This is a genomic window from Burkholderia sp. 9775_39 (genome assembly GCF_015712225.1).
Lineage (GTDB): Bacteria > Pseudomonadota > Gammaproteobacteria > Burkholderiales > Burkholderiaceae > Burkholderia > Burkholderia cenocepacia.
Map to the genome: position 1 here is coordinate 1 of NZ_JACCQC010000032.1, position 25,971 is coordinate 25,971.

23 protein-coding genes are annotated in these 25,971 nt (G+C 68.1%); 16 read left to right on the forward strand and 7 right to left on the reverse strand.

The window, feature by feature from the left end:
• On the forward strand, positions 1 to 257 hold a 257-nt coding region (locus H0X90_RS30205; RefSeq protein WP_080484140.1), incomplete at its 5' end, for an aldehyde dehydrogenase family protein.
• Between the two features lie 45 nt (positions 258 to 302).
• Here the strand turns inward: H0X90_RS30205 and H0X90_RS30210 are convergent.
• On the reverse strand, positions 303 to 2,522 hold the full coding sequence (locus H0X90_RS30210; RefSeq protein WP_012493258.1) for a TonB-dependent siderophore receptor: 2,220 nt from the start codon (positions 2,520 to 2,522) through the stop codon (positions 303 to 305).
• A 325-nt stretch (positions 2,523 to 2,847) separates the two neighbouring features.
• On the opposite strand from H0X90_RS30210, the gene H0X90_RS30215 reads away from it, so the two are divergent.
• The gene (locus H0X90_RS30215; protein ID WP_006491135.1) at positions 2,848 to 3,909 is read left to right on the forward strand and encodes an asparaginase; all 1,062 of its coding nucleotides are present in this window, start codon (positions 2,848 to 2,850) and stop codon (positions 3,907 to 3,909) included.
• Positions 3,910 to 3,966: 57 nt separating this feature from the next.
• Here the strand turns inward: H0X90_RS30215 and H0X90_RS30220 are convergent, their stop codons facing one another.
• A complete protein-coding gene (locus tag H0X90_RS30220; RefSeq protein WP_034202506.1) occupies positions 3,967 to 4,941 on the reverse strand; it encodes a LysR family transcriptional regulator in 975 nt (324 codons plus the stop codon).
• 141 nt (positions 4,942 to 5,082) lie between these two features.
• Here H0X90_RS30220 and aspA point away from each other — a divergent pair, with 141 nt between their 5' ends.
• Together aspA and H0X90_RS30230 are read left to right on the forward strand one after the other, a co-directional pair.
• Positions 5,083 to 6,489 carry an aspartate ammonia-lyase gene (aspA, locus tag H0X90_RS30225; protein WP_006491136.1) on the forward strand — a complete coding sequence of 469 codons (1,407 nt, stop codon included), beginning with the start codon at positions 5,083 to 5,085 and terminating at the stop codon, positions 6,487 to 6,489.
• 77 nt (positions 6,490 to 6,566) lie between these two features.
• Positions 6,567 to 8,072: an amino acid permease gene (locus tag H0X90_RS30230; RefSeq protein WP_006491141.1), complete on the forward strand. Its 1,506-nt coding sequence runs from the start codon at positions 6,567 to 6,569 to the stop codon at positions 8,070 to 8,072.
• Positions 8,073 to 8,146: 74 nt separating this feature from the next.
• On the opposite strand, the gene H0X90_RS30235 is transcribed toward H0X90_RS30230, so the two are convergent.
• Positions 8,147 to 8,830 carry an alpha/beta hydrolase gene (locus H0X90_RS30235; protein WP_077190717.1) on the reverse strand — a complete coding sequence of 228 codons (684 nt, stop codon included), beginning with the start codon at positions 8,828 to 8,830 and terminating at the stop codon, positions 8,147 to 8,149.
• Between the two features lie 258 nt (positions 8,831 to 9,088).
• On the opposite strand from H0X90_RS30235, the gene H0X90_RS30240 reads away from it, so the two are divergent.
• Positions 9,089 to 9,331: an antitoxin gene (locus tag H0X90_RS30240; RefSeq protein WP_006491146.1), complete on the forward strand. Its 243-nt coding sequence runs from the start codon at positions 9,089 to 9,091 to the stop codon at positions 9,329 to 9,331.
• Complete coding sequence (locus H0X90_RS30245; protein ID WP_077190716.1) at positions 9,328 to 9,735, forward strand: type II toxin-antitoxin system VapC family toxin; 408 nt, start codon at positions 9,328 to 9,330, stop codon at positions 9,733 to 9,735. The genes H0X90_RS30240 and H0X90_RS30245 overlap by 4 nt, the downstream gene beginning before the upstream one ends.
• A gap of 116 nt (positions 9,736 to 9,851) precedes the next feature.
• On the opposite strand, the gene H0X90_RS30250 is transcribed toward H0X90_RS30245, so the two are convergent.
• Positions 9,852 to 10,079, reverse strand: a complete 228-nt coding sequence (locus H0X90_RS30250) for a hypothetical protein (RefSeq protein WP_006491154.1) — start codon at positions 10,077 to 10,079, stop codon at positions 9,852 to 9,854.
• Between the two features lie 57 nt (positions 10,080 to 10,136).
• Here H0X90_RS30250 and H0X90_RS30255 point away from each other — a divergent pair, with 57 nt between their 5' ends.
• The 6 genes from H0X90_RS30255 to H0X90_RS30280 all read left to right on the forward strand — a co-directional run bounded on the left by H0X90_RS30255 (position 10,137) and on the right by H0X90_RS30280 (position 15,822).
• Positions 10,137 to 12,512 carry an MCP four helix bundle domain-containing protein gene (locus H0X90_RS30255; protein WP_077190715.1) on the forward strand — a complete coding sequence of 792 codons (2,376 nt, stop codon included), beginning with the start codon at positions 10,137 to 10,139 and terminating at the stop codon, positions 12,510 to 12,512.
• 22 nt (positions 12,513 to 12,534) lie between these two features.
• The gene (locus tag H0X90_RS30260) at positions 12,535 to 13,263 is read left to right on the forward strand and encodes a methyl-accepting chemotaxis protein (protein ID WP_077190835.1); all 729 of its coding nucleotides are present in this window, start codon (positions 12,535 to 12,537) and stop codon (positions 13,261 to 13,263) included.
• A complete protein-coding gene (locus tag H0X90_RS30265; RefSeq protein ID WP_058902967.1) occupies positions 13,260 to 13,841 on the forward strand; it encodes a hypothetical protein in 582 nt (193 codons plus the stop codon). Before H0X90_RS30260 ends, H0X90_RS30265 begins: the two co-directional genes overlap by 4 nt.
• 22 nt (positions 13,842 to 13,863) lie before the next feature.
• Positions 13,864 to 14,823, forward strand: a complete 960-nt coding sequence (locus tag H0X90_RS30270) for a chemotaxis protein CheX (protein ID WP_006486236.1) — start codon at positions 13,864 to 13,866, stop codon at positions 14,821 to 14,823.
• A 29-nt stretch (positions 14,824 to 14,852) separates the two neighbouring features.
• Positions 14,853 to 15,218 carry a response regulator gene (locus H0X90_RS30275; RefSeq protein ID WP_006486240.1) on the forward strand — a complete coding sequence of 122 codons (366 nt, stop codon included), beginning with the start codon at positions 14,853 to 14,855 and terminating at the stop codon, positions 15,216 to 15,218.
• A 145-nt stretch (positions 15,219 to 15,363) separates the two neighbouring features.
• Positions 15,364 to 15,822 carry a DUF3592 domain-containing protein gene (locus H0X90_RS30280; protein ID WP_034202500.1) on the forward strand — a complete coding sequence of 153 codons (459 nt, stop codon included), beginning with the start codon at positions 15,364 to 15,366 and terminating at the stop codon, positions 15,820 to 15,822.
• A 30-nt stretch (positions 15,823 to 15,852) separates the two neighbouring features.
• Here H0X90_RS30280 and H0X90_RS30285 read toward each other — a convergent pair whose 3' ends face one another.
• Positions 15,853 to 16,743 (reverse strand): LysR family transcriptional regulator, encoded by an 891-nt coding sequence (locus H0X90_RS30285; protein ID WP_006491368.1) that lies wholly within the window; start codon positions 16,741 to 16,743, stop codon positions 15,853 to 15,855.
• A 137-nt stretch (positions 16,744 to 16,880) separates the two neighbouring features.
• Here H0X90_RS30285 and H0X90_RS30290 point away from each other — a divergent pair, with 137 nt between their 5' ends.
• Complete coding sequence (locus H0X90_RS30290; protein WP_060265698.1) at positions 16,881 to 18,314, forward strand: MFS transporter; 1,434 nt, start codon at positions 16,881 to 16,883, stop codon at positions 18,312 to 18,314.
• 184 nt (positions 18,315 to 18,498) lie between these two features.
• Positions 18,499 to 19,293 carry an enoyl-CoA hydratase gene (locus H0X90_RS30295; RefSeq protein ID WP_006486235.1) on the forward strand — a complete coding sequence of 265 codons (795 nt, stop codon included), beginning with the start codon at positions 18,499 to 18,501 and terminating at the stop codon, positions 19,291 to 19,293.
• Positions 19,294 to 19,489: 196 nt separating this feature from the next.
• On the opposite strand, the gene alr is transcribed toward H0X90_RS30295, so the two are convergent.
• On the reverse strand, positions 19,490 to 20,611 hold the full coding sequence (alr, locus tag H0X90_RS30300) for an alanine racemase (protein WP_077020989.1): 1,122 nt from the start codon (positions 20,609 to 20,611) through the stop codon (positions 19,490 to 19,492).
• A 301-nt stretch (positions 20,612 to 20,912) separates the two neighbouring features.
• On the opposite strand from alr, the gene H0X90_RS30305 reads away from it, so the two are divergent.
• A complete protein-coding gene (locus H0X90_RS30305; RefSeq protein WP_006486225.1) occupies positions 20,913 to 21,284 on the forward strand; it encodes an MAPEG family protein in 372 nt (123 codons plus the stop codon).
• 42 nt (positions 21,285 to 21,326) lie between these two features.
• Here the strand turns inward: H0X90_RS30305 and H0X90_RS30310 are convergent, their stop codons facing one another.
• Positions 21,327 to 22,274, reverse strand: a complete 948-nt coding sequence (locus tag H0X90_RS30310) for a LysR family transcriptional regulator (RefSeq protein ID WP_006486231.1) — start codon at positions 22,272 to 22,274, stop codon at positions 21,327 to 21,329.
• Between the two features lie 119 nt (positions 22,275 to 22,393).
• Here H0X90_RS30310 and H0X90_RS30315 point away from each other — a divergent pair, with 119 nt between their 5' ends.
• Positions 22,394 to 25,933 (forward strand): ABC transporter ATP-binding protein, encoded by a 3,540-nt coding sequence (locus H0X90_RS30315; RefSeq protein ID WP_077190714.1) that lies wholly within the window; start codon positions 22,394 to 22,396, stop codon positions 25,931 to 25,933.
• Positions 25,934 to 25,971 lie beyond the last annotated feature (38 nt).

A 25,971-nucleotide genomic window follows, 5' to 3' on the forward strand; every position in this document is an offset into this window, starting at 1 on the left:
TCGACGAGGCGATCCGGATGTCGAACAGCACCGACTACGCGCTGTCGTCGTCGGTGTGCACGAACCGCTTCGACCACATCACGCGCTTCATCACCGAGCTGGAAGTCGGCAGCGTGAACGTGCGCGAAGTGCCCGGCTATCGGCTCGAACTGACGCCGTTCGGCGGCGTGAAGGATTCGGGGCTCGGCTACAAGGAGGGCGTGCAGGAGGCGATGAAGAGCTTCACGAACGTGAAGACGTATTCGCTGCCGTGGTGAACGCGGCGGGGAAGGGCGCGGCGCGCCCTCCCGTCGCCGGCGGCGTTACTGATAGAAGTTGAGCGTGACCATCGCCGAACGGCCCGGCGCCCACGTCGCGTAGATCGGATACGCGCTCGCGTAATACTGCTTGTCGAACAGGTTCTGCACGTTCAGTTGAACGTCCATCGTCTTGTTCACGCGCCACGTCGCGGCCGCGTCGAAGCGTGCATAGCCGGGCGTCCACTTCTTCACGGTCGGCGATACCGATGCATAGGTCTTGCTCATCACCGTCGCACCCGCGCCGAGCGTGAGCTTCGGCATCACGTCGTAGCTGGTCCACAGCGTGAAGTTGTGCTTCGGCACCATCACCATCGGCAGGCCCGATGCGCCCGGGCTGCCGGGGCCCGCGTCGGTCGTGATCGCGTTCAGGTACGAATAGCCGCCGAACACGTGCCACTTCTGCGTCAGGTTGCCCGCGAAGCCGAATTCGAAACCGCGCACGCGCTGCTTGCCCGCGTTGACCGTGTGACCGAGGCCGTCGCTGACGCGCGCGTTGGTCTTTTCGGTCTGGAACAGCGCGGACGTCAGCGACAGCTGATCCTGCAGCACGTCCCACTTCGCACCGATCTCGATGTTGCGCGCGCGTTCGGGCGCGAGATCCTGGTTGGTCGCGGTGATCTGGTCGGTGCCGCCGCCGAGGCCGCCGTTCGAGCCCGGCGGGTTCGACGACGTGCCGTACGACGCGTACAGGCTCACGTTGGTCACCGGCTTGAACACGAGGCCGAACTGGTAGCTGAACAGGTTCGACGTGTTCGACAGGTCGGCGACGCCGGCCTGCTTGCCGGTCGTGTCGTAGCGGTCGAAGCGCAGCCCCGTGTTGAACTGCCAGCGCTCGGACAGCTTCACCGTGTCGAAGATGTACGCGGAGACCGTATCGGTGCGCGTGTTCGTCGTCGCGCCGGGGAAGCCCTTGTCGCCGTTCAGTACGATGCTGCCGGTCCACGGCATGTTCGGGTTCCAGCCGCCGGCGAGCGGCGTGCAGTTACCGACCACCGCGCACGGGCTGTTCGAGCGGATGTTGTTGCCGGCCGAATCCGACACGAGATAGCCCTCGTAACGTGCCTGCTCGTGGCTGAACTCGACGCCGGCCGTCATCGTGTGCTTCATCCCGAACAGGCTCGCGCTGCCCGTCACTTCGGTCTGGTTCGAGAAACCGTTCAGCGCGTACTTGCCGCTCTTCGCCTGCAGCCCGAGCATGTTCGGGTTCGACGCGAGGATCTGCGGATTCGTCGCCACGTAATCGAGCGTCGAGCGGCCGAACATCGTCGTGTTCTTCAGCTTCCACGTGTCATTGAGCTTGTGCTCGACGCGAATTTCGCCGGTATCGGTCTGCCCGTAGCGGTAGTCGCGCGTGTTGAGCCCGAAGAACTGCCCGCGATCGGTCGGCACCGGCGTGCCGCCCGATGCGCGGAACGGCACGCTGAAGTCCGGCATGTCGTAGGAGTTCATGTGGTAGTAGCTGACCGTGACCGTGGTCGGCGTGTTCAGCCCGAACACGATCGACGGCGCGACGCCCCAGCGCTTGTTGTACACGTCGTTGCGGCCGGCCTGGTTCGCGTCGTGGCCCATCACGTTCAGGCGCACGGCCGTCGTGTCGTTGATCTTGCGGTTCGCGTCGACCGTCGCGCGCTTGTAGCCGTCGGTGCCGAAGCCGATGCTGCTGTTGATGAAGTTGTCGTTCTGCGGTGTCTTCGTGACGATGTCGATGCTGCCGCCCACCGAGCCGCGGCCCGCGTAGACCGAATCGGGGCCCTTGATCACGCTGATCTGCTCGACCGCGAACGTCTCGCGGTTCTGCAGGCCGGAGTCGCGCATGCCGTCGACGAAGATCGAGTTGCGCGATTCGAAGCCGCGGATCACCGGACGGTCGGCCGACGGGTTCGCCGCCGCATCGCCGCCGAGGAACGTGATGCCCGGCACCGAGCGCAGCGCGTCCGCGAAGGACGTGACGTTCTTCTCCTTGATCAACTGCTCGGGGATCACCGTGACCGAGCGCGGCGTATCGAGCAGCGGCGCGGTGAACTTGTACGACGGCGAGCGTTTCACCTGCATGTCCGACAGCGCGGACGACTGCACGGCAATCGTCGGCAGCGTCGCCGGGACGTCGGCGGCAGGAGCGGAAGCGGGAGCGGTTTCGGCGGAGGCGAGCAGCGGCGTCAGGAACACGGAGCAGGTCAGTGCCGATACGAGGGTGCGAGGCCTCGTCTTGAACTGGGCGGGCATATCGGGAAGCAGCGGAAGGTTCGGTGATCGGACGCGTTTTTCTCGATGCCGGCGGGGCGTGCCCGAAACATCGGAAAATGTCAATGTAAATGCGTATGATTCGCGTTTGCGGTCGCAATTCTACGGATTAGTGTCAAATCTGTAAACGATTGAATGGTTTTTGTACTAATTCAGTCGGGCTTTCGTGGGGGCGCGATCGCCTTTGCGTCGCGTGCAACACCGCTTTCCATGACAGGGCCGCCGCGCGGCGGCGGCGACTCGCTACACTGCCGTACCGGTTGAGGGGCCCCGGCAGTCAGGCCCCCAGGCAAGGAGACAGGACACGATGGACACCCCACGCGCAGCAGTCGTCACATACCGCGGCAATGCGATCGAGAACACGTACGTCGCCCATGTGGCGGTCGTCGATGCACGCGGCAGGCTGCTGTCCCGGTTCGGCGATCCGTTCCGGATCACGCTCGCGCGGTCGGCGGCCAAGCCGGCCCAGGCGCTGTCGGTGATCGAGACGGGCGCGCCGGAACGCTTCGGCTTCGACGACGCGGACATCGCGCTGATGTGTGCGTCGCACAGCAGCGAGGACCGTCACATCGCGCGCACGCGCGCGATGCTCGAGAAGGTCGCCGCGCACGAAGCGGATTTGCGCTGCGGCGGCCATCCGCCGCTGTCCGACGCGGTGTACCGGTCGTGGATCAAGCGCGACTACACGCCGACCGGCGTGTGCAGCAACTGTTCCGGCAAGCATGTCGGGATGCTGGCCGGCGCGCAGGCGATCGGCGCGGCGATCGCCGATTACCATCTGCCCGACCATCCGATGCAGGTGCGCGTGAAGCACGTGGTGGCCGATGCGTGCGGCTTGCGCGACGACGAGGTCGACTGGGCGATCGATGGCTGCAACCTGCCGACGCCGGCGTTCTCGCTGGATCGCCTCGCGCGCCTTTATGCGTCGCTGGCCGACGGTGCGGACGCGGTGGAAGCCGGCGGCGCGGTTACCGATCGCGTTCGCGCGCTGGCGCGCATTCATCGTTCGATGACCGCGTATCCGGAACTGGTGGCGGGCGAAGGGCGCTATTGCACGGTGCTGATGAACGCGTTCGGCGGGCAGGTGGTCGGCAAGCTCGGCGCGGATGCATGCTACGGGATCGGCGTGCGTGCGTCGGAACGCACGCGGGAACTCGGTGCGGAGGGCGCGCTCGGCATTTCGGTGAAGATCGAGGACGGCAATCTCGACGTGCTGTATATGGTCGTCAGCGAAATCCTCGAGCGGCTGCGGATCGGCACCGCCGAGCAGCGCGCGCAACTGGCCGGCTTCCACCGGCCGCGGATGCTCAACACGCAGGGCGTCGAGTTCGGGCACGCGACGTTCCCGTTCGAATTGCAGGCGGCCTGAACGCCGTTACCGAGCCGATGCCGCCGGCCTGTGATCCGGGCCGCGCGTCGGCGCGCACTATGCGCGTAGGTCGCGAATCTTCGCCAGTTCCCGCTCCGACAGCTCGCCGATCTGCGCGAGATGTTCCGCGAGAAAATCCTTCAGCACGCGCAGCTTCGCCGAGCTGCGCCGGTTCGCCAGATACGCGATGTAGATGAATTCGCCGGTCAGCCGGTTCTGCAGCCGGTAGCGCGGCAGCACGGCTTCGAGCTGGCCGCTCGCGAGCAGGTCGCGCACCAGCCAGATCTCGAATTCCGCGATGCCGAGCCCCGCGCAGGTCGCATCCAGCAGCAATTCCGAATGGTCGGTGACGAGATTGCCGGCCGGCAGCACGCTGTGGTGCGCGTCGCCGCTCACGAGATCCCAGCGCGGATCGCCTTCCGGGTGCACGTAGCGCAGGCAGTTGTGATGCTTGAGGTCGTCCGGCGTCGCCGGGCGCCCGCAGCGGTCGAGGTAGCCGGGCGTCGCGCACAGGATGCTGTCGTTGCGCGACAACCGGTGGACGACGAGGTTATCCAGGTAGTTCTCGCCTTCGTGGATGTCGAGGTCGAAGCCGCCGGCCACGAGGTCGTTGTGGTTGTCGGTGAGCCGCACGTCGAGCTGGATGGTCGGATAGCGCGCCAGGAACGGCGCGATCAGCGGCGCCAGATGACGTCGCCCGAACGCGACCGGCGCGGTGAGCTTCAGCGGGCCGCTCGGCCGCGCATTCAGCTCGGCGACGACGCGCAGCGTGTCGTCGAGATCGGCGATCAGCGTGACTGCGCGCTCCAGGTAGATGTGGCCGGCCTCGGTGAGCGTCACGCTGTGCGTCGAGCGGTGCAGCAGCGCGACGCCGAGCGCTTCCTCGATCGCCGTCACCTTGCGCGCGACGGTCGACGTCGACACGTGCATCTCCTTCGCGACCGCCGAAAAACTCCCCGTTTCGACCACGCGCACGAACGCGCGCATCGCGCCCAGGTGATCGATGCCGGTTTCCCTCGCGCCTGTTTTCATTCGATTCTCGCTGTTGCGTCCCACGCAAAACCGCTTTCGATAATACAGAAGCGAGGTTGTTTTTGCAAAGGCATAGAATGCGAACCCGTCGCGTCGGGAAGCGGCGCACGACGAGCGGCACGAGACATTCAGGAGGGCACGATGGCAGAAAACGGCTTCCGCGTCGAAGCGGATCTTTTAGGGAAACGAAGTATTCCGGATGCCGCCTACTACGGCGTCCACACGCTGCGCGCGAAAGAGAATTTCGACATTTCGGGCCGCACCATTGCGTCGCTGCCGTACCTCGTGATGGCGCTCGCGGCCGTGAAGGAAGCGGCGGCCGACGCCAACTGCGAACTCGGGCTGCTGCCGCGGCCGTACCGCGATGCGATCGCCGCCGCGTGCGTCGAGATCCGCGAAGGGCGGCTGCACGACCAGTTCGTCGTCGACGTGATCCAGGGCGGCGCCGGCACGTCGACCAACATGAACGCGAACGAGGTGATCTGCAACCGCGCGCTCGAAATCATGGGACACGCGCGCGGGCAGTACGAATACCTGCATCCGAACGAACACGTCAATCTCGCGCAGAGCACCAACGACGTCTATCCGACCGCGATCCGGATCGCGACGTGCTTCGCGGTCGAGCATCTGCTCGAAGCGATGGCGCGGCTGCGCGATGCGTTCGCGGAGCGCGCCGACGCATTCGCCGGCTTGCTGAAGCTCGGCCGCACGCAGTTGCAGGACGCGGTGCCGATGACGCTCGGCCAGGAGTTCTCGACCTACGCGGTGATGCTGACGGAGGACATCGCGCGGCTGCAGGAGGCCGGCTGGCTGATTCGCGAGATCAACCTCGGCGCGACCGCGATCGGCACGGGCATCACCGCGCATCCGGAGTATGCGGAGAAGGCGCTGGCCGCGCTGCGGCGCATCACCGGGCTCGACCTGAGCACCGCGCCGAACCTGATCGAGGCGACGCAGGATTGCGGCGCGTTCGTCCAGGTGTCGGGCGTGCTCAAGCGGATCGCCGTCAAGCTGTCGAAGATCTGCAACGACCTGCGGCTGCTGTCGAGCGGCCCGCGCGCGGGCTTCGGCGAGATCAACCTGCCGCCGGTGCAGGCCGGTTCGTCGATCATGCCCGGCAAGGTGAATCCGGTGATCCCGGAAGTCGTCAACCAGGTCGCGTTCGAGGTGTTCGGCAACGACCTGACCATCACCTTCGCGGCCGAGGCCGGCCAGCTTCAGCTCAACGCGTTCGAACCGGTGATCGCGAGCGCGCTGTTCCGCAGCTTCAGCCACCTGACGGCCGCCTGCACGACGCTCGCGCAGCGCTGCGTGAGCGGCATCACCGCGAACCCCGAGCGGCTGCGCGAAACGATGGAGCGCTCGGTCGCGCTCGCGACCGCGCTGAATCCGTACATCGGCTACAAGCGCGCGACCGCCGTGGCCGCCGAAGCGCATGCGACCGGCAAATCGATCCGCGAGGTCGTGCTGGCCCGCGAGCTGATGACCGCTGCGCAACTCGACGAAGCGCTGCAACCGGAAGCGCTGATCCGGCCGCGGGCGCGCTGACGCCGGCCGGTTCGCGACCGTACCGAAAGCGCCCCCGAAGCGGGGCGCGACACATCAACAAACGACGGAGACTCACGATGAAACACACCAGCGAACGCCCGGCCGGCCCGGCCGGCGGCGCGGATGCCGCTCATGCCGATCCCGATGCGATGTTCGCGTCGCACGAAGCCGGCTATGCGAAGCAGTTGAAGCCGCGGCACGTGCAGATGATCGCGATGGGCGGTGCGATCGGCACCGGCCTCTTTCTCGGCGCGGGCGGGCGCCTGCAAAGCGCGGGGCCCGCGCTCGCGCTCGTCTATCTCGTGTGCGGCGTGTTCGCGTTCCTGATCATGCGTGCGCTCGGCGAGCTGGTGATGCACCGGCCGACCAGCGGCAGCTTCGTGTCGTACGCACGGGAGTTCATGGGCGAGCGGGCGTCGTTCGTCGCGGGCTGGATGTACTACCTGAACTGGGCGACGACCGGCATCGTCGACATCACCGCGGTCGCGATCTACATGAAGTACTGGGCCGTCTTCACCGACGTGCCGCAATGGGTGTTCGCGCTCGGCGCGCTCGGGATCGTGTCGGTGATGAACATGATCGGCGTGAAGGTGTTCGGCGAGATGGAGTTCTGGTTCTCGCTCGTCAAGGTCGGCACGCTCGCGGTGTTTCTCGCGGTCGGCGCGGTGTTTCTCGCGAGCGGCCATCCGGTGGCGGGGCAGATGCCGGGGCTGCATGTCATCGCGGATCACGGCGGGATCTTCCCGCATGGGATCCTGCCGGCCGTGCTGATCGTGCAGGGTGTCGTGTTCGCATACGCGAGCATCGAGCTCGTCGGCGTCGCCGCGGGCGAGACGGCCGATGCGCGCAAGGTGCTGCCGAAGGCGATCAACAGCGTGATGTGGCGCATCGCGCTGTTCTATGTCGGCTCGGTCGTGCTGCTGACGATGCTGCTGCCGTGGACCGCGTACAGCGCGCACGAAAGCCCGTTCGTCACGTTCTTCAGCAAGCTCGGCGTGCCGTACGTCGGCACGGTGATGAACGTCGTGGTGCTGACGGCCGCGCTGTCGAGCCTGAATTCCGGCCTCTATTCGACGGGCCGCGTGCTGCGCTCGCTCGCGATGGGCGGCTCGGCGCCGCGTTTCGTGTCGCGGATGAACGCGCGCGGCGTGCCGTACGGCGGGATCCTGATCACGGTGGCGATCAACGCGATCGGCGTGCCGCTGAACTACATCGTGCCGGCCCAGGCGTTCGAGATCGTGCTGAACATGGCGTCGCTCGGGATCATCACGACGTGGGGCTTCATCGTGATGTGCCAGATCCTGTTCCGCCGCGCGGTCGATCGCGGCGAGATGAAGGCCGTGTCGTTCCGGATGCCGGGCGCGCCGTTCACGTCGTGGCTCACGCTCGCTTTCCTCGTCGGCGTGCTGGTGCTGATGGCGTTCGACTATCCGGGCGGCACGTGGACCATCGCGACGATTCCTGTCGTCGTGCTCGCGCTGGTGATCGGCTGGAAGCTGGCGAAACGTGGCGCCGAGCGCGAGCGGGCGGCGGCGATGCCGGCATCCGTGCGTGCCGTTGCGGATCCTGCGCGGAACGCGTGACGCGCGCGTGACGTCATGCACCGGGGGCGCCGGTCCGTTCGCGGGCGGGCGCCCCCGGTGGCGTTGGGTTCGAGTCAGTTCAACCCGGTGCGCTCGCCGACCCATCGGCCGAAATCGCCGGCCATCTCCGCGGTCAGCTCGTGCCCGGCCGCATACAGCCGCGTGTCGTGCGCGACGCCGAGCGCCGCGAGTGTCGCGTCGGCCTTGTCCGCCCACGAGACGGGCAGCTTGTCGTCGAAGCGGCCATGCATGATCAGCGCGTGAAGCGGGCGCAGCGCGTCGCGCGGCGCGATCAGCGGATCGATTTCCGGCAGGATGCGCCCGCACAGCACGGCGAACGCACTCACATCGCCCGGCGACGTGAGGCCGACGCTCGCGCTCATGATGCCGCCCTGGCTGAAGCCGGCGATCACGGTCGGCAAAGCCGGTGCCGCGCCATCCTGCTTGCGCAATGCATGCAGCAGCGTGATCAGTTGCACGCGGCTCTCGTCCGCGCGCGCCGCATCGATTTCAGGGCCGTTCGGGCCGAAACGCACCGGAAACCACGCATGCTGACTGGGCCCGAACGTGAGCGGGCCGCGCAGGAACGCGATTTCGATGCGCGAATCGATCACGTCGGCCACGTTCAGCAGGTTGGTTTCGTTGCCGCCGACGCCGTGCAGCAGCAACAGGCGCGCGGCGGGGCGGCCAGCGGCCGGGCGCAGCCGGTACTGCAGGCCGGAATCGGGATCGGTGGTCAGCGGCAGGGCGTCGGTCATCGCGTGGGTCCGGAAAGAGGTCGATGCGACAGTCTAGAGCGGGCGGATCGGCAGGGGAATCGCCGGGGCGGGATTGATTGTTTCCTGGGCGGAATGAATCGGGGCACCGTTCGTTGCGGGAACGGATCGCGATGTCACGCGGCCAGGCATGGCCGGACGGCCCGGATATACGCCGACGACAGGCCAAGTGGACGACTCGTCATTCTCACGTACAGTTGATAAAATAGATACATTCTGTAGATACGTGAGGATGGAGCGATGGATACTGCAAAGCTCTTCAAGCATGGCGGCTCGCAGGCTGTCCGGCTACCGAAGGATTTCCGCTTCGATACGGCCGAGGTTCGCATCCGCCGCCACGGGGCGGCCGTCATTCTCGAGCCGATGCCGCAAGACTGGGCTTGGCTGGCACCGCTGATCGGTCCGGTGGACGCCGATTTCGAGGCTGCAGCGACCACACAGCCGTCCGCTCAGGAGCGCTCGGGCCTGGACGTGTTCGAATGAAGTTCCTGCTGGATACCAACGCGGTGATCGCCATTCTCAAAGGCGAGCCGGCGATACTGGCCCGTTTGCATGCCTGGCACCCGGCCGATTTCGGGATTCCCGCGATCGTCGCGCACGCGCTTTACTACGGCGCGTACAAGAGCCAGCGAGCGGCGGCGAACGTCGCGCGTGTCGAGGCGTTGCAGTTCGAGGTCGTATCGCTCGACACCGAGGATGCACAGCATGCGGGTGAAATTCGCGCGCACCTGATCGCGGCCGGCACGCCGATTGGTCCATACGACGCGTTGATCGCAGGGCAGGCGCGCGCGCGGCAACTGGTGCTGGTCACGCACAACGTCCGCGAATTCGAGCGCGTTCCGCGGCTGCAATTCGAAGACTGGCTAGCCGAACCGAGGGCAGACTGAACGGTAGGTCATGCAAGATCGACATTAACGAACCTGCCCGACAAACCCCGCGTAGAGCATAAAAAGGTGTCAGAAAAAGACGACCCGCCGATAATACGCAAACGTTTTTCCGGCATTCAATAGAACGGATTTTGCGGAGCATGAATAAAACAATGAATATCCGCTATTCGTGCGATTCGTCGAACGCCGCATCCATACGGGGTATGGCGGCGGAAAGTTAACGGCAAGCCGACCAAAAACTTTAGGCTTTTCCCCGCGCAATTATTCATTTCATTTTTCTCAATGACCGATTGATTTTCGGTCATCGGACAGTCATACACCATCCCCGATAATTCGGCGCTCATATTCTTTCAATAGACCAGAGGGCGATCGAACCCGGATCGCTGCGGGGAGCTGTACTCATGACCATCCGTCATCGCATTACGCTGCTAGTCGTCCTGACGTTCTTCGCGCTGTCCGCGATCGGCGCTTATGCCGTGTACCAGACGCGCAAGAGCGCATCCGAGGTGCGTCAGGTCACCCAGGGAATCGTGCCGAGCGCGCTCGCGTCGGCGGATCTCGTCGCCGATGTGAAGAACATCCAGATCGCGACGATGACGCTCGTCTACGCGCCCGACGCGAACACCGCCGCCCAGGCGCGCGACGAGCTGAAGGCGAAGCAGGCCGCGCTGCGCGCCGCACTCGACGCGCAGGCGAAATCGGCGGTCGGCCGCGCGCAGGAAGGGCTCGTCGCGCAGGCGAAGGACAGCGCCACGAACTATTTCGCGGCGATCGACGACACCGTGAAGATGAAGACGGACGGCAAGGCCGAGATGGCGCAGGCCTACCTGTTCGCGAACGTCGCGCAGTATCGCGATGAGCTCGAAAGCATCGTCGACACGCTGCGCGTCGAGAAGAACCGCCAGAAGGACGACGCGATCGGCGCGCTGAACGGGATGCTCGCGACCACGGCGACCGCGATCGCGGGCGTCGCCGGCACGGTGATCGTGCTGCTGACCGCGCTCGGCTTCGTGCTGTATCGCCAGATCACGCGCCCGTTGATCGGGATGCAGACGGCGATGAGCGAGATCGCGACGAGCCAGGATTTCACGCGCCGCGTGCCGGTGGGCCGGATGGACGAAATCGGCCACTCGATCGTCGCGTTCAACGGGATGATCGAGAAGATCCAGGAGAACGCTGCGCAACTGAAGCAGAAGACGGCCGACATCCAGGCGATGCTGCAGAACATGCAGCAGGGCATCCTGACCGTCGTCGAAGGCGGCGTCGTGCATGCGGAGTATTCGGCGTACCTCGAAACCATCTTCGAGACGAACGACATTGCCGGCCGCGACCTGATGGCGCTCGTGTTCGACGATTCGGCGATCGGCGCCGACGCGCGCTCGCAGGTCGACGCGGCCGTGCACGCATGCCTTGGCGAAGACAGCATGAACTTCGCGTTCAACGAGCACCTGCTCGTCAACGAGGTCGCGAAGCGGATGCCGGACGGCCGCGAGAAGTGGCTCGACCTGAGCTGGTCGGCGATCACCGACGAGACCGACACGGTCGTGCGCCTGATGCTGTGCGTGCGCGACGTGACCGAGATCCGCGAGCTGACCGCGCAGGCCGGCGAGCAACAGCGTCGCCTGGAGATGATCGGCGAGATCCTGTCGATCAGCCAGGACAAGTTCCACGACTTCGTGCACAGCGCGAAGGGCTTCCTCAGCGAGAACGAGCGGATGATCCGCCAGCACGAGCGCGCCGATCACTCGATCGTCGCCGCGCTGTTCCGCAACATGCACACGATCAAGGGCAATGCGCGCACGTACAGCCTGCAGCATCTGACGAACATCGTCCACGAAGCGGAGCAGGCGTACGAATCGCTGCGCCGCGCGGACAGCGGCCCCGAGTGGAACCGCGACGCGCTGATGGAGGATCTGGCGCGCGTACGTGAAGCCGTCGACCACTACGCGACGATCAACGCGGTCACGCTCGGCCGCAGCGGCGAACCGGCGCAGCATGGCGCCGACTACCTGATGGTCGAGCGTGCGCACATCAGCGAGAGCCTGCGCGTGCTCGACGGCGCCGATCCGGCGAACGCGTCCGACTGGCACGCGGCGCGCGATGCGGTGCGGCGCATGCTGAGCCAGCTCGGCACGCAAGGGATCGGCGACGCGCTCGGCGGCGTGATCGAGTCGCTGCCGTCGCTCGCGGCCGAGCTCGGCAAGCCGGCGCCCGTCGTGCATATCGACAGTCACGGCCAGCGCGTGCGCAGCGAGATCGTCGTGACGCTGAAGAACGTGTTCATGCACCTGCTGCGCAATGCGATCGACCACGGGATCGAATCGTCCGACGAGCGGCGCGCGGCCGGCAAGGCGGCGTCCGGCACGATCGACATCGCGGTCGGCGTGGGCGGCGGTGAGCTGTGGTTCGTGCTCGGCGACGACGGCCGCGGCCTCGCGCTCGACCGGATTCGCGGCATCGCGCGCGAGCGCGGCTGGATCGATGCCGACAGCGAAGCGGCGCTGTCCGACGAGGAGGTCGCCGAGCTGATCTTCCGGCCGGGCTTCTCGACCGCGCAGACGGTGACCGAAGTATCGGGGCGCGGCGTCGGCATGGACGCGGTGCGCAATTTCCTGAAGCGCGACGGCGGCGATATCGCGCTGCGCTTCACCGACGATCGCGTCGGGGCGCCGTATCGCGCGTTCGAGACGATCGTGTCGCTGCCGGCGCGCTTCGCGGCGGACGGTGCCGCGCACGCGCAGCGGGCGCGCATCGCGGATATCGGCGCAGCGGAGTGACGGCGTGATCGAGCAGGCGTGGATGATTCAGGTGGCCGCCGCGCTGGCGGGCGGCGTGGTCGTCGCGGTGGCGGCGGCGGTCGTGTTGCGCGTGACGCGCAGGCGGCTCGTCGCGGCGTTCACGCGCGAGGCCGATGCGTTGCGCGACGCGCTCGATGCAGCCGGCGCACGCGCCGATGAAGCGGCGTCGGTGCATGCGGAAGCCGCCGACGCATGGGCGCAACGCGAGGCGCAACTGGCGGAGGCGCTGACGCGCGAGACCGCCGCGCACGGCGCGCAGCGCGACGCGTTGCAGGCGCTGTCGGCCGACCGCGCGGCGCTCGCGCAGCACGCGCTGAAGATCGCCGACGAAGCCGCGCGCCTGCGCGGGCTCGCCGGCACGTTCGAGCGCTGGCACGAGCAGATGATCTCGCTGACCACGCAGAACCAGGACATGCGCACGAAGAACCAGGAACTGTCCGCGATCGTCGCGCACGTATCGATCGTGTCGCTGAACGCGTCGATCGAGGCCGCGCGCGCGGGCACGGCCGGGCGCGGCTTCTCGATCGTCGCGAGCGAGGTGCGCGGGCTGGCCGCGCGCTCGCAGCAACTGTCGAACAGCTATCGCGACAGCCTGAACCGCAACGATCTCGTGACGGCCGCGACGTTCCAGGACATCCAGGCCGGCGGCAAGATGATCACGGCCGCGCTCGCGACCGTCGAGACGCTGGCCGGGCAACTGCACGCGCGAATCGAAGGAGAAGCCGCGTGATCAGTGCGCAGGCGAGGGCCGGTTTCGAACGGATCTTTTTCGATGCCGCGCGCACGCGGCTCGCGGCCGGCGGCGCGTGCGAGATCCGGCCGGCCGCCGGTCACGACCCCGACGCGCCCGATCGCGTGCTCGCGAAATCGCGATCGAAGCCGAAGGTGCCCGAACACGTGGCCGTGCTGACGATCTCGGCGCTGCATTTCCGCCTGCTGCTCGCGCTGCGCTTCAGCGACGACGACGCGACGCGCCGCCATTTCGCCGGCACGGCTGCGGGCACGAGCAGCCAGCGGCCGTTGACCGAAGCGTTCATGGAGGTCGCGAATCTGTGTTGCGGCGCGATCAACCAGGCGCTGACCGCGCCGTTTCCCGATCTCGGGATGTCGACGCCTTACCTGCTGAGCGGCGCGAGCATCGACTACATGCGTGCGCTCGCGCCCGATTACGTGGCTGCGTACGACCTGACGCTCGACGGCGACGTGCGGGTCGGCGCGACGCTGTGCGTGTGCGCGAACGCGCCGGTCGATTTCCATGTGCCGGAAACGGCCACGGTGGAAACCGGCGGCGAGCTCGAACTGTTCTGACCGACCATCAGGAACCCGTGAGATGACCGAAGACCAACCCGTCAGCAAGGTGCTCGTGCTCGACGACAGCCGCGTGCACGCCGACGCGATCAAGCGTTTCTGCGACGAGCACAACCTGGTCGGCCTGACCGTGCGGCGCAGCCGGCTGCTGAAGGTGCTGCGCTCGAACATCGATCTCGGCGCGATCCTGCTGGCCGAGGATTACGGCGGCTCGCCGGTCGAGAGCGCGATCATCGCGACGCAGATCGACGCGCTGCGGCCCGAGCTGCCGATCATCCTGCGCCGCGAATCGCTCGCGTCACGCGACGGGCTGCCCGATGCGCTGGCGCGCGTCGCATGCGCGGCCTACGTCGCCGATGACATGACGCCGCTCGAGCGCGCGATCGACGAATACCTGTTCGGCCGCGACTACCCGAACGCGCTGGTGCGCGGCATCTCGGAGATCACCGAGGCGCGCCTCGACAGCCTGTTCCCGGGCATGACGATCGAGCACGACACGCCGTGCATCGTGCGCGACCAGATCATCTTCGGCGAGGTGTTCAGCCTGATCGCGCTCGAAAGCGCGTGGTGCCGCGGCTACATGCTGCTGCAGACGAGCGAGCAGCCGCTGCTCGACATGCTCGGCGGCACGCGCGACGGCGGCCGCGCGCCGGATTTTCGCGACGTGAACAGCGTGCTCGGCGAACTGACCAACCTCGTGTGGGGCGCGTTCAAGAACCGCTATCTCGGCGACGCCGAGGCGCTGGCGCGCCATCCGGTGCAGGTGCCGCTCGTCGTCAATCACAAGCAGAAGTTCATCTCGTTCGGCGGCGACTGCCCGCAGCTCTGTTTCAAGTACCGGATGACCGATCCGGCATCGGGGCGTTCGGTCCGTCTCGACCAGCGTTTCGTGTTCAGCCTCAGCTGGTCGCCGGAAGATTTCCGCGAATCGGTGCAGGACGTCGGGCCGATGGTCGAATCGGGTGAACTCGAACTGTTTTGAAGTCAGCAACAACGAAAGGGGAATACGACATGGCAAAGATTCTGGTGGTCGACGATTCGGGCACGGTGCGCGACGAAGTGGCCGGCTTCCTGCGCAATCACGGGCTGGACGTCGCGACGGCCGTCGACGGCAAGGACGGGCTGGCGAAGCTCAAGGCGACGCCCGGCGTGCGCCTCGTGATCAGCGACGTGAACATGCCGAACATGGACGGCCTGACGATGGTCGAGAAGATTCGCGGCGAACTGGCGAACACGGCGGTCAACGTCGTGATGCTGACGACCGAAAGCAGCCCGGCGATGAAGGAGCGCGGCAAGGCCGCCGGCGTGAAGGGCTGGATCGTGAAGCCGTTCAAGGGCGATGCGGTGCTCGACGCGCTGAAGAAGCTCGCGGGCTGACGCGCGAGCGGCCCGGCGCGAGCTTGCGTACGCGATTTACAGCGTGCTGGGATGTCCGTATCCTGCCGGATGCCGAGGGCGGCGTGGCGGCGCATCATGCGCCGCATGCCCGGCATTGACGAACATCAGGAGCGGAACGAAGCAGATGGCAACTGAAATCGGGCGACCCGCTGCGCAGCACATCGAGTGGCGGATCGCGAAGGGCATCGTTTTTACCATCGTGGGCACGTGCATGCTGATCGGCACTGCGTTGTACGCGCAGTCGACACGCGAATTCCTGCGAACGTCGGTCGTCGTGCCAGGGCGCGTGGTCAAGCTGAACGCAGGTCCGCATCATCCGGAGATCACGTTCACGACGCTCGCGGGTGAGCAGGTCGACTATGCGCAAGGCGGCGAAGTCAGCGTCGAGGACGGCGCGACGGTCGAAGTGCGCTATGCGCCGGACGCGCCGAGGACGACCGCGCGGATGAACACGTTCGGCGCGATCTGGGGCACCGTGCTGACCATCGGCGCGATGGGTATGGTTTTTTTCGCCGTCGGCGTCGGTCAGGTGTGGTCGGGCGTGCGTGCCTCGCGTAGCCGGAGACACCCCCCGGTGCGCTGACGCAGAAGCCTGAAAAGCCTGAAACCCGCGTTATCGGGCGGCGGTCGTCGCGCTCGCCGCCGTCGCGAATTCGTCGACGACCGCTTCGATCACCGCCTGCACGCGCGCGGTCTTGTAGAGATCGGTGTGGGCGACGAGCCACACGTCGAAATGATTGCATCGCTGCGGCATGAGGCGCACCAGTTCCGGCTCGGTGTCGGCGCGGAAGCACGGCAGCTCCGCGATGCCGAGCCCCGCGAGCGTGGCCTCCACCAGCATCATCGTCGACGACGTCTGGAACATCACGCGGCCGCGCGAAGTCGGTTCGCCGCACAGCGCGTCCCACATCGTCGGCACCACCGGTTGCTGGTACATCACCAGATCGTGCCCGTCGAACGCGCTGCCGGCGACCGGCTCGCCGCGTTCGGCCAGGTAGCGGCGCGATGCGTAGATGCCCGTTTCGAGATGACCGAGCCGCCTGACGATCAGGTCCGGCGATTCCGGCCGCAACGTGCGGATCGCGAGATCCGCCTCGCGGCGCGTGAGGTTGGTGATTTGCGCCGACGTCACGCATACCACGTCGATGCCGGCATGCTTGCGCCGCACGCGGGCGATCGCCGGAACGACGAAGCGCTTGCCGAGCGTGTCGGTCGTGGCGATGCGCACCGACCCGGCCAGTTGCTCGTCGAGCCCCATTACCCGGCGCTCGATCGTCAGCGACGCGCGTTCCATCGTTTCGGCCGGTTCGAGCAGCGCTTCGCCCGCGGTCGTCAGCACATAGAGGGTCGGCGTGCGCAGAAACAGCCGCGCCGACAGTTCGTCCTCGAGCGCGGCGATCCGGCGCCCGACCGTCGCCTGGTCGACGTTCAGCTGCGCCGCGGCGCCGCGCAGCGTGCCGGTGCGCGCCAGCGCGAGGAAGAAGCGGGCGTTGTCCCAGTTCATGCGGATCGATTGTGTCATCGGGCTGGTGGCGACGGACGGGAATCGGTGATGCAGATCTGCATCAGGCAAATGCGAAATTATCACTTTTCCGCATCGCGCGGCCGGTCCTAGACTCCCGGCATCTGCCTGGAGGTGCCATGTCCGACTGCCATTCCGTTTCCGTCCCCGCACCCGTCTCGGTGGCGACACCGAACCACCCGACGGCGCGCGAGCAGCGCCTGACGCTGGCGCTCGTCGCGGTCGGCATGTTCATGGCGGTGCTCGATTCGACGATCGTCAATGTGGCGCTGCCGGCGATGCGCACGAGCCTCGGCGCGACGGTCGCGGAACTCGCGTGGATCGTCGACGCGTACACGCTCAGCTTCGCCGCGCTGATCCTCGCGGGCGGCGCGCTGTCCGACCGGTTCGGCGCGAAGCACGTGTATCTGGCCGGGCTGGCGCTGTTCGTCGCCGCGTCGGCGGCGTGCGGGGGCGCGTCGTCGGTGGCGGTCCTCGTGGTCGCGCGTTTCGGGCAGGGCATGGGCGCCGCGCTCTTCCTGCCCGCGTCGCTCGCGATCGTGCGCAGCACCTTCGACGTACCGGCCGAGCGCGCGCGGGCGATCGCGGTGTGGGCCGGCATCGCGTCGGTCGCGGTCGCCGTGGGGCCGGTACTCGGCGGAATCCTGGTCGACGATTTCGGTTGGCGCAGCGCGTTCCTGATCAACGTGCCCACCGGCGCGGTCGCCTTTGCCGGCGCGGCGGCGCTCGTTCGGGCGTCGGCCGCGCGGGACGTGCGCCCGTTCGACTGGGCGGGCCAGTGCGTCGGCGCGACGGCGCTCGGTGGGCTGTGTTTCGCGGTGATCGAACTGCCGACGCGCGGCGTCGGCGCCACGGAGGTCCGGGGCGCGCTGCTGGTCGCCGCGCTCGCCGCCGCGGTGCTGGTCGTCATCGAGCGGCGTGCCCGCCATCCGATGGTGCCGCTCGCGTGGTTTCGCAATCGCGTGTTCGTCGCGATGAACCTGATGGGCAGCCTCGTCTATGTCGGCTACTTCGGGCTGCTCTTCGTGCTGAGCCTGTACCTGCACGGGCGCTTCGGCATGAGTGCGCGGCAGACGGGGCTGACGCTGTTGCCGTTCGCGCTGAGCCTGTCGCTCGGCAATCTGCTGTCGGGAAAACTGCACGGCCGGGTGCGTCCGGTCAGGCTGATGGCAAACGGCCTCGCGATGGCGGCGCTGGCCGTTCCGGCGATCGCGCTTGCGCTCGCGCTGCGTGCGCCGTGGCCGGTGGTCTGGACGGCCATGGTCGCATTCGGCACCGGAACCGCGCTGTCGGTGGCGCCGATGATCGCGACGGTGCTCGAACAGGTGCCTGCCGACGCGGCGGGCGTGGCATCCGGGTTCCTCAACGCGGCGCGGCAGGCCGGCAGCCTGCTCGGCGTGGCCGTCGCAGGCGCCGCGACGATCCTGTTGCCGGATCCGACCGATGCGCTGTGGGCGGTCGCGGCGCTCGGATGCGTCGCCTATGCGATTGCCGCGCTGGCGGCGAGGACGGCAGGCCGCGTGGAAGCCGCGCAGCCGCAGCCGCGCCGTTGACGCACGAGCGGCAAGGGCGTGGCGTAGTGGCCGGCAGGCCGCCGCGCACGCGCATGCGGCGACGCGGCTGGACGCGGTGCGCAATGTGGAGGACCATTTCCGGGATATGCCGCGAGCGAGCGGGCGCGATGACCACTCGCCCGCCTCGCCGCGCAACCTGTCGACCCCCGTCCAGCGGAGCCCCATGGAACCCGATCAACAGACCGCCGAGCCGATCCTGCTGCGCGACGCGCACGACGGCGTCGTCACGCTGCGGCTGAATCGCCCGCAGCAGTTCAACGCGTTGTCCGAAGCGATGCTGTCGGCCCTGCACGATGCGTTCGATACGCTGGCCGCCGATCCGCACGTGCGCTGCGTCGTGCTGGCCGCCGAAGGCAAGGCGTTTTGCGCCGGCCACGACTTGCGGCAGATGCGCGGCAAGCCCGAACTCGACTACTACCGCACGCTGTTCGCGCAGTGCAGCCGCGTGATGCTCGCGATGCGCGCGTTGCCGGTGCCGGTGATCGCACGCGTGCACGGCATCGCGACGGCGGCCGGCTGCCAGCTCGTCGCCGCGTGCGACCTCGCGATCGCGGCCGATACCGCGCGCTTCGCGGTGTCGGGCATCAACGTCGGGCTGTTCTGCTCGACGCCGGCCGTCGCGCTGAGCCGCAACGTCGCGGCCAAGCGCGCCTTCGACATGCTGATGACCGGGCGCTTCGTCGATGCGGCGACGGCCGCCGCGTGGGGGCTCGTCAACGAAGCCGTGCCCGAGGATGCCCTCGATGCAGCCGTCGCGCGCAAGGTCGCGGAGATCGTCGCGAAGAGCCCGGCCGCGGTGCGTTATGGCAAGCAAATGTTCTATCGTCAGCGCGAGTTGCCGCTCGACGAAGCGTATGCGTATGCGGGCGACGTGATGGCGCGCAACATGATGGAAGAGGATGCGGGCGAGGGGATCGACGCGTTCCTCGAGAAGCGGAAGCCGACGTGGCGTTCGTGATGCGTTGACGGAGGCGAATAAGAGAACGCGTCGGCGTCCGTCGTTGTGCAACGCGCAACGGCGGACCGTGTCGTCGTCGGTCTGCGTAAGCGGTTCGCCGCAGAGCTGACGGCCTGCCCGAGGCGGCCCGCCAGCAAGAAGCACGGCATGCGCGGCGACGCGGTCACGTACCGCAGCACTGTAGTACCGGCGCCGGTCAGCGTCCGTAACTCCCCGTCCGCAGCGGCGCTTGCACGGTCGACGCGCCGGGCGGCACGATCACGACCGGCACGCGGCGCGCGAGCGCGCACATCAGCTCGTAGCCGATCGTGCCGCTGGCTTCCGCGACGTCGTCCACCTTCACCTGGTCGCCCCACAGCTCGACGCTCGAGCCGATGCCCGCGTTCGGGCAAGGCGTCAGGTCGACGGTCAGCATGTCCATCGACACGCGGCCGACGACGCGCGTCATCACGCCGTCCACCGCGATCGGCGTGCCGGTCGGCGCGTGGCGCGGATAGCCGTCCGCGTAGCCGCACGCGACGACGCCGATCCGCATCGGCCGGTCGGCCGTGAAGCGGCGGCCGTAGCCGACGGTCTCTTCCGGCGCCAGCGTCTGCACGCCGATGATCTTGCTGGTCAGCGTCATCGCGGCCACCAGCGGCGTGTCGGCGATATGCCGCGCAGCACCCGTCGGCGACGCGCCGTACAGGATCGTGCCGGGCCGCACCCAGTCGCGATGCGCGCGCGGATGCCACAGCACGGCCGCCGAATTCGACACCGAGCGCTCGCCCGGAATCCCGGCCGTGGTCGCGTCGAACTGCTCCAACTGCCAGTCGACTTCGCCTTCGTCGGCGTTCGCGAAATGCATCATCAACGTGATCTTGCCGATCGACGGTGCACTCGCCGCGCGTTCCCACGCGGCGCGGAACGCGGCCGGCCGATAGCCGAGCCGGTTCATGCCGGAATTCATCTTGAGCTGGATGTCGATCGGCTGCCGCGGCTTCGCGGCGATCAGCAGGTCGAGCTGTTCGTCGCAGTGCACGGCGACCGTCAGCCGGTAGCGATCGGCGAGTTCGACGTCGGCCGGCTCGAAGACGCCTTCGAGCAGCAGCACGGGCTTGTCCCAGCCGAGCTCGCGTACGCGCACGGCTTCGTCGAGATCGAGCAGCGCGATGCCGTCGGCGGCCGCGAGGCCCGGATAGATCCGTTCGATGCCGTGGCCGTACGCATTGGCCTTGATCACGGCCCACACGCGTGATGGCGCGACGGTGCGGCGGATGAAGTCGAGGTTGTGGCGGACGGCGTCGGGGCGGATATGGGCGACGATGGGACGGGGCATGGCAAGGGCTCGGGTCGGATGTCGTTCGGTGCGCGGTTGGCGCGGCGTGAAACGGTGGGCTGGCGCGATCGCGCCAAGCCAGTGTTGAACGCTATCTTATTGGTGTTCGACCAGTTTTAATTAACGTATTTGTCGACGATTTGGTGGAAATTTTGGCGCCGCAGCGGGCCGCACGCCGTCCCCCGTGGCTTGCCCAGCCGAGTCTCCCGTCTAGAAAACCGGTGCGCGAACGGCATGCCGCAATGCTAAGCTCTCGGCGATCTTGTCATTGATCAATGTAATCATAACGGAGGAGACTTTGATGACGACGTCCCAGCTGTGCCTGTTCATCGTGGCGCTGTTGCCGTTCCCGATGACGTTTCTCGCCAAGGCCCGCAAGGGTTACGACAACCGCGCGCCGCGCGAGTACCTGGCGAAGCTCGAAGGCTGGCGTGCCCGCGCCCAGGCCACGCATCAGAATTCGTGGGAAGCGCTCGCGCTGTTCACGGCCGCGCTGGTGGTGGCGTGGCACAACGGCGCGAACGTGCATCGCGTCGACCAGCTCGCGGTGGCGTTCGTCGCGATCCGCGTCGTCTATGCGCTGATGTACCTGCTGAACTGGGCGTCGCTGCGCTCGCTCGTGTGGTTCGGCGGGATGGCGTGCGTCGTCGCGCTGTTCTTCGCGACGCCGTAAGCGGTTCACCGGCAACGCGGGCCGGCTTCGCGAGCCGGCGCGTCAGGCGCCGCCCGCGCCCCGTGCGTGACTGTCGTTGGATGCGGGCGCAACCTTCTTCGAGACGAACGGCGGCGCGTCCGCTTCGTTGCGCAGGAACGCGATCAACGGATCGAGCAGCCGGTGTCGCGTCGACGGATGGCGGCGCAGCACGAAGCGCCACGACGCGTCGCGCGAGAGGCCCGGCACCAGCGGCACCAGGCGCCCGCTGCGCAATTCGGGCTCGATCAGCGGTACGCGCCCGAGCGCGATGCCCGCGCCGCCCACGGCCGCGCCGATCACCTGGCTGAAACTGCTGTAACGGACGATCTTCGTCTCGAAGTCGTCTGGCAAGCCGAAGTGCACCGCCCAGTTGCGCCAGTCGATCTCGGGGCTGTCCTCGTGCATTTCCTGCAGCAGCCGCGAGCGGCACACGTACCCCGAGGCGTACGGAAACAGTTCGGGACTGCAGACCGGAAACACGGTTTCCCGCATCAGCACGTCGTCGTCGGCCCGCAGCCGGTGCGCCGGTACGTGCACGATCGCCAGGTCGACGCCGCTGCGCGCGAAATCCGGCTCGTCGTCGAGCACGACCGCATGCAGCGGGGTGTCGGGATGAAGCGACGAGAATTCCGCGAGACGGCGCGCGAGCCACATCGACGAAAACGGCGCGTTGGCGGACACGGTGAGCCGTTGCGCGGTGCCGCGAATCTCGGCGCATGCGTCGGTCAGACGCGACAGCGCATCGCTGACGGCCGGCAGCAGGCGCGTGCCGGCCGGCGTGAGGCTGATGCCGCCGAGCCCCGTGCTGCGTTCGAGCAGCCTGGCGCCCAGCGATTCCTCGAGCGAACGGATCTGGTGGCTGACCGCGCTGGTCGACACGTTCAGCTCGGCCGCCGCGCGCGCGAACCCGCCGAGGCGGACGGCCGCCTCGAAAGCACGCAGTGCGCTGAGGGGAGGAAGGTGCGACATGCGGGGTATTGTAGTTGACTCAACACCCGTTGAAAAATCATCTTTTGCCGCGCGCGGGCTGCGCGGGTAGCCTCGATCCGGTCCAGAAAAACGCAACGAAACACCGACCGGAGGGCTGCATGTATTTCGACCGACGACTATGGGCAATGATGACGGGACTGCGCTGGCGGGTGGCGGCGGCCGTCGCGCTCGGGCTGCTCGCGATGGGTGTCGGCATCCTCCGCTTCGTGTTTCTCGGCCGCGTGCTGGCGCTGGTTTTCTCCGGCGCGCCGGCGCGCGGCATCGGCGAAGCCGTCGTGGCAACGGCGGCCTGCGTGCTGCTGCGTGCATGGCTCGATCATCGCCGCACGGTGCTTGCGCAGCACACGGCCGGCCGCGTGCAGGCCACGCTGCGCGCGCGGCTGTTCGACCGGATCGCCGCGCTCGGCCCAGCATGGTTCAGCGGCGAACGCACGGGCGGCGTGATGCTGGCCGTCGTCGACGGCGTCGAGCAGCTGCAGACCTTCTTCGGCGTCTACCTGCCGCAGCTCGTGATCGCCGCATGCGCGCCGATCATGATCTTCGCGGTGCTCGCGTGGTGGGACGTGCCGACGGCCGCGATCCTGCTGGTCGCGGCACTCGTCACGCTCGCGCTGCCGCAGCTCGTGCATCGCGCGGACCAGCGCGCGGCGCTCGCCCGTTCGGCCGCGTTCAAGGCGTTCGGCGAGGAGTTTCTCGACGCGGTGCAGGGCCTGCCGACGCTGAAGGCGTTCGGGCAGAGCAGCGCGTTCGGCGCGAAGCTGGCCGCGAAGGCGCGCGCGCTGTCGGACAGCACGTTCTGGGTGCTCGCGCTCGGCTTGCTGACGCGGTTCTTCACGGATCTCGGCACCGGCCTCGGCGCGGCCGCGGCGATCGCGGTGGGGGCGTGGCGCGTGCAGCACGGCGACATGAGCCTCGAGGCGCTGCTGATCGTGCTGATGGCCGGCAGCGAGATCTTCCGGCCGCTGCGCGACCTGCGCGCGGTGCTGCATCAGGGGATGATCGGCCAGTCGGCGGCGCATGCGATCCATGCGCTGCTCGACGCGGGCAGTCAGGCGCCGGCCGCCGACGCACCGCGCGTGGCGGGCCTGCGGCCGGAGATCGCGTTCGACGACGTGCGCTTCGCGTATCCGGGGCGTCGCGCGGATGCCCATGCGGCGCTGAGTTTCTCGGTACGCGAAGGCGAGACGGTCGCGATCGTCGGGCCGAGCGGGGCCGGCAAGTCGACCATCGTGCGCCTGCTGCTGCGCCAGCACGACGCGCAGGGCGGCGCGGTCCGGATCGGCGGCCACGACGTGCGGACCCTCGCTGCCGACCAGGTGCGCGACATGATCGCGGTCGTCGCGCAGGATGCGACGCTGTTCGACGGCAGCGTTGCCGACAACCTGCGGCTCGGCCGCCCGGATGCGAGCGATGCCGACATGATCGCGGCCGCGCGCGCCGCCAACGCGCACGATTTCATCTCGGCGCTGCCCGACGGCTACGCGACGCGCATCGGCGAACGCGGGCTCATGCTGTCGGGTGGCCAGCGCCAGCGCATCGCGATCGCCCGCGCGCTGCTGCGCGATGCGCCGATCCTGCTGCTCGACGAGGCGCTGTCGTCGGTCGATGCGGAAAACGAAGCGCTGATCCAGCAGGCGCTCGACCGGCTCACGCGCGGACGGACGACGCTCGTGCTCGCGCACCGGCTGTCCAGCGTGATCGGCGCCGATCGCATCCTGGTGCTCGACCAGGGGCAGGTCGTCGACGAAGGAACGCATGCGGCGCTGATCGCACGCGACGGCCCGTATCGCCGGCTGATGGGGCCGCAACTGGAAGCGGTCGCCGAATCCGTCGGCACGACGGCGGCGGCCGGCGCGACCGCGCGTGCGTCGTCGGGCCCGCAGGTGCGGCCGCTGAACGACGACGCGGCGACGATCGGCTGGCCGGAAACGGTGCGGACGCTGCTGCGCTTCGTGCGTCCATGGAAAGGCAAGGTGGTGCTGACCGTGCTGTTCGGGATCGGCCGCGTGCTCGCGTTCATCGGCGTCGGCGTGCTCGGCGCGCGGGTGGTCGGCGCGGTGCCGACCGGCCAGGTCGGCACGGGGCTGGTGGCCGCGCTGCTCGTGATCGCGCCGGTCGCGGCCGTGCTGCACTGGCTCGAATCGTGGCTCGCGCACGACATGGCGTACCGGCTGCTCGCGGAAATGCGCATCGCGCTGTTCGCGACGCTCGAACGGCTCGCGCCGGCCGGGCTGCTGCGCCGCCGTTCCGGCGATCTCGTGTCGCTCGCGACGCAGGACGTCGAGACCGTCGAATACTTTTACGCACACACGCTGGCGCCGGCATTCGTCGCGGTGCTCGTGCCGGCCGGCGTGCTGGTGTTGCTCGCGTCGGTCGCGTGGCCGCTCGCGCTCGTGCTGCTGCCGTTCCTGCTGTGGGCCGGGCTCGCGCCCGTGCTGGCCCGGCGCGACGTCGACCGGCTCGGCACCGGCGCGCGCGAAGCGCTCGGCCAGCTTGGCGCGCACCTGACCGAAACGATCCAGGGGCTCGCGGAACTGACCGCGTTCCAGGCGATCGGGCGCCGGCGCGCGGCGTTCGTGGCCGAGGTCGATGCGTACCGCCGGCAGCGCGCGAAGCTGCTCGACGATCTGTCGACGCAAAGCGCCGCGCTGGAAGTCGCGAGCGGGCTCGGCGGGCTGGCGGTCGCGGCGCTCGGCGCATGGTTGTGCGCCCGCGGCGGGTTCCCGCGCGAGTCGTTGCCGCTGCTGGTGCTGGTCGCGGTGGCCGCGTTCATGCCGGTCGCCGAAATCGGCCAGGTCGCGCGCCAGCTGGCCGACACGATCGCGTCGACGCGCCGCTTGCGCGCGCTGGAGAAGGAGCCCGTGACGGTGACCGACGGCGCGCACGCGATGCCAGGCGATCCGGCGGTGCGGTTCGAGGCCGTGTCGTTCACGTATCCGGGGCGCGGCGTGCCCGCGATCGACCGCGTGAGCTTCGAGGTGCCGCCCGGCAGCACGGTCGCGCTGGTCGGCGCGTCGGGCGCCGGCAAGTCGACGGTCGCGAGCCTGCTGCTGCGTTTCTGGGACCCGCAGCAGGGCCGCGTGACGCTCGGCGGCGTCGACTTGCGCGACCTGCGGCTCGACGACCTGCGGCAGCACATCGCGCTCGTCGCGCAGGATACCTATCTGTTCAACGGCACGCTCGAAGCGAACATCCGGCTCGCCGCGAACGATGCGTCCGACGCGGACGTGCGGCGCGCGATCGACCACGCGGCGCTCGGCGACTTCGTCGCGCGGTTGCCGGACGGGCTCGCGACGCGCGTCGGCGAGCGCGGCGTGCAATTGTCGGGCGGCCAGCGCCAGCGTGTGGCGATCGCGCGCGCGTTCCTGAAGGATGCGCCGGTGCTGATCCTCGACGAGGCGACGTCGCACCTGGACACGATCAGCGAGCAGCAGATCCGCGCGGCGCTGGAGGACCTGATGACGCAGCGCACGTCGATCATCATCGCGCACCGCCTGTCGACCGTGCGCAATGCCGACCTGATCCTCGTGATGGAGCAGGGCGCCGTGATCGAGGCCGGGCGCCACGCGGAACTGATCGCGCGGCAGGGCGCGTATGCGCGGCTCGTGTCGCATCAGGCGAGCGGGGTCGCGGCGTGAGCGGCGCGGCATCGGCGCGTTGCCCGTTGGCCATTGCC

Coding starts and splice junctions, on each gene's coding strand:
- H0X90_RS30210 (WP_012493258.1), bottom strand. CDS start 2,522: ATGCCCGCCCAGTTCAAGACGAGGCCTCGCACCCTCGTATCGGCACTG.
- H0X90_RS30215 (WP_006491135.1), top strand. CDS start 2,848: ATGGACACCCCACGCGCAGCAGTCGTCACATACCGCGGCAATGCGATC.
- H0X90_RS30220 (WP_034202506.1), bottom strand. CDS start 4,941: ATGAAAACAGGCGCGAGGGAAACCGGCATCGATCACCTGGGCGCGATG.
- aspA (WP_006491136.1), top strand. CDS start 5,083: ATGGCAGAAAACGGCTTCCGCGTCGAAGCGGATCTTTTAGGGAAACGA.
- H0X90_RS30230 (WP_006491141.1), top strand. CDS start 6,567: ATGAAACACACCAGCGAACGCCCGGCCGGCCCGGCCGGCGGCGCGGAT.
- H0X90_RS30235 (WP_077190717.1), bottom strand. CDS start 8,830: ATGACCGACGCCCTGCCGCTGACCACCGATCCCGATTCCGGCCTGCAG.
- H0X90_RS30240 (WP_006491146.1), top strand. CDS start 9,089: ATGGATACTGCAAAGCTCTTCAAGCATGGCGGCTCGCAGGCTGTCCGG.
- H0X90_RS30245 (WP_077190716.1), top strand. CDS start 9,328: ATGAAGTTCCTGCTGGATACCAACGCGGTGATCGCCATTCTCAAAGGC.
- H0X90_RS30250 (WP_006491154.1), bottom strand. CDS start 10,079: ATGAGCGCCGAATTATCGGGGATGGTGTATGACTGTCCGATGACCGAA.
- H0X90_RS30255 (WP_077190715.1), top strand. CDS start 10,137: ATGACCATCCGTCATCGCATTACGCTGCTAGTCGTCCTGACGTTCTTC.
- H0X90_RS30260 (WP_077190835.1), top strand. CDS start 12,535: ATGATTCAGGTGGCCGCCGCGCTGGCGGGCGGCGTGGTCGTCGCGGTG.
- H0X90_RS30270 (WP_006486236.1), top strand. CDS start 13,864: ATGACCGAAGACCAACCCGTCAGCAAGGTGCTCGTGCTCGACGACAGC.
- H0X90_RS30275 (WP_006486240.1), top strand. CDS start 14,853: ATGGCAAAGATTCTGGTGGTCGACGATTCGGGCACGGTGCGCGACGAA.
- H0X90_RS30280 (WP_034202500.1), top strand. CDS start 15,364: ATGGCAACTGAAATCGGGCGACCCGCTGCGCAGCACATCGAGTGGCGG.
- H0X90_RS30285 (WP_006491368.1), bottom strand. CDS start 16,743: ATGAACTGGGACAACGCCCGCTTCTTCCTCGCGCTGGCGCGCACCGGC.
- H0X90_RS30290 (WP_060265698.1), top strand. CDS start 16,881: ATGTCCGACTGCCATTCCGTTTCCGTCCCCGCACCCGTCTCGGTGGCG.
- H0X90_RS30295 (WP_006486235.1), top strand. CDS start 18,499: ATGGAACCCGATCAACAGACCGCCGAGCCGATCCTGCTGCGCGACGCG.
- alr (WP_077020989.1), bottom strand. CDS start 20,611: ATGCCCCGTCCCATCGTCGCCCATATCCGCCCCGACGCCGTCCGCCAC.
- H0X90_RS30305 (WP_006486225.1), top strand. CDS start 20,913: ATGACGACGTCCCAGCTGTGCCTGTTCATCGTGGCGCTGTTGCCGTTC.
- H0X90_RS30310 (WP_006486231.1), bottom strand. CDS start 22,274: ATGTCGCACCTTCCTCCCCTCAGCGCACTGCGTGCTTTCGAGGCGGCC.
- H0X90_RS30315 (WP_077190714.1), top strand. CDS start 22,394: ATGTATTTCGACCGACGACTATGGGCAATGATGACGGGACTGCGCTGG.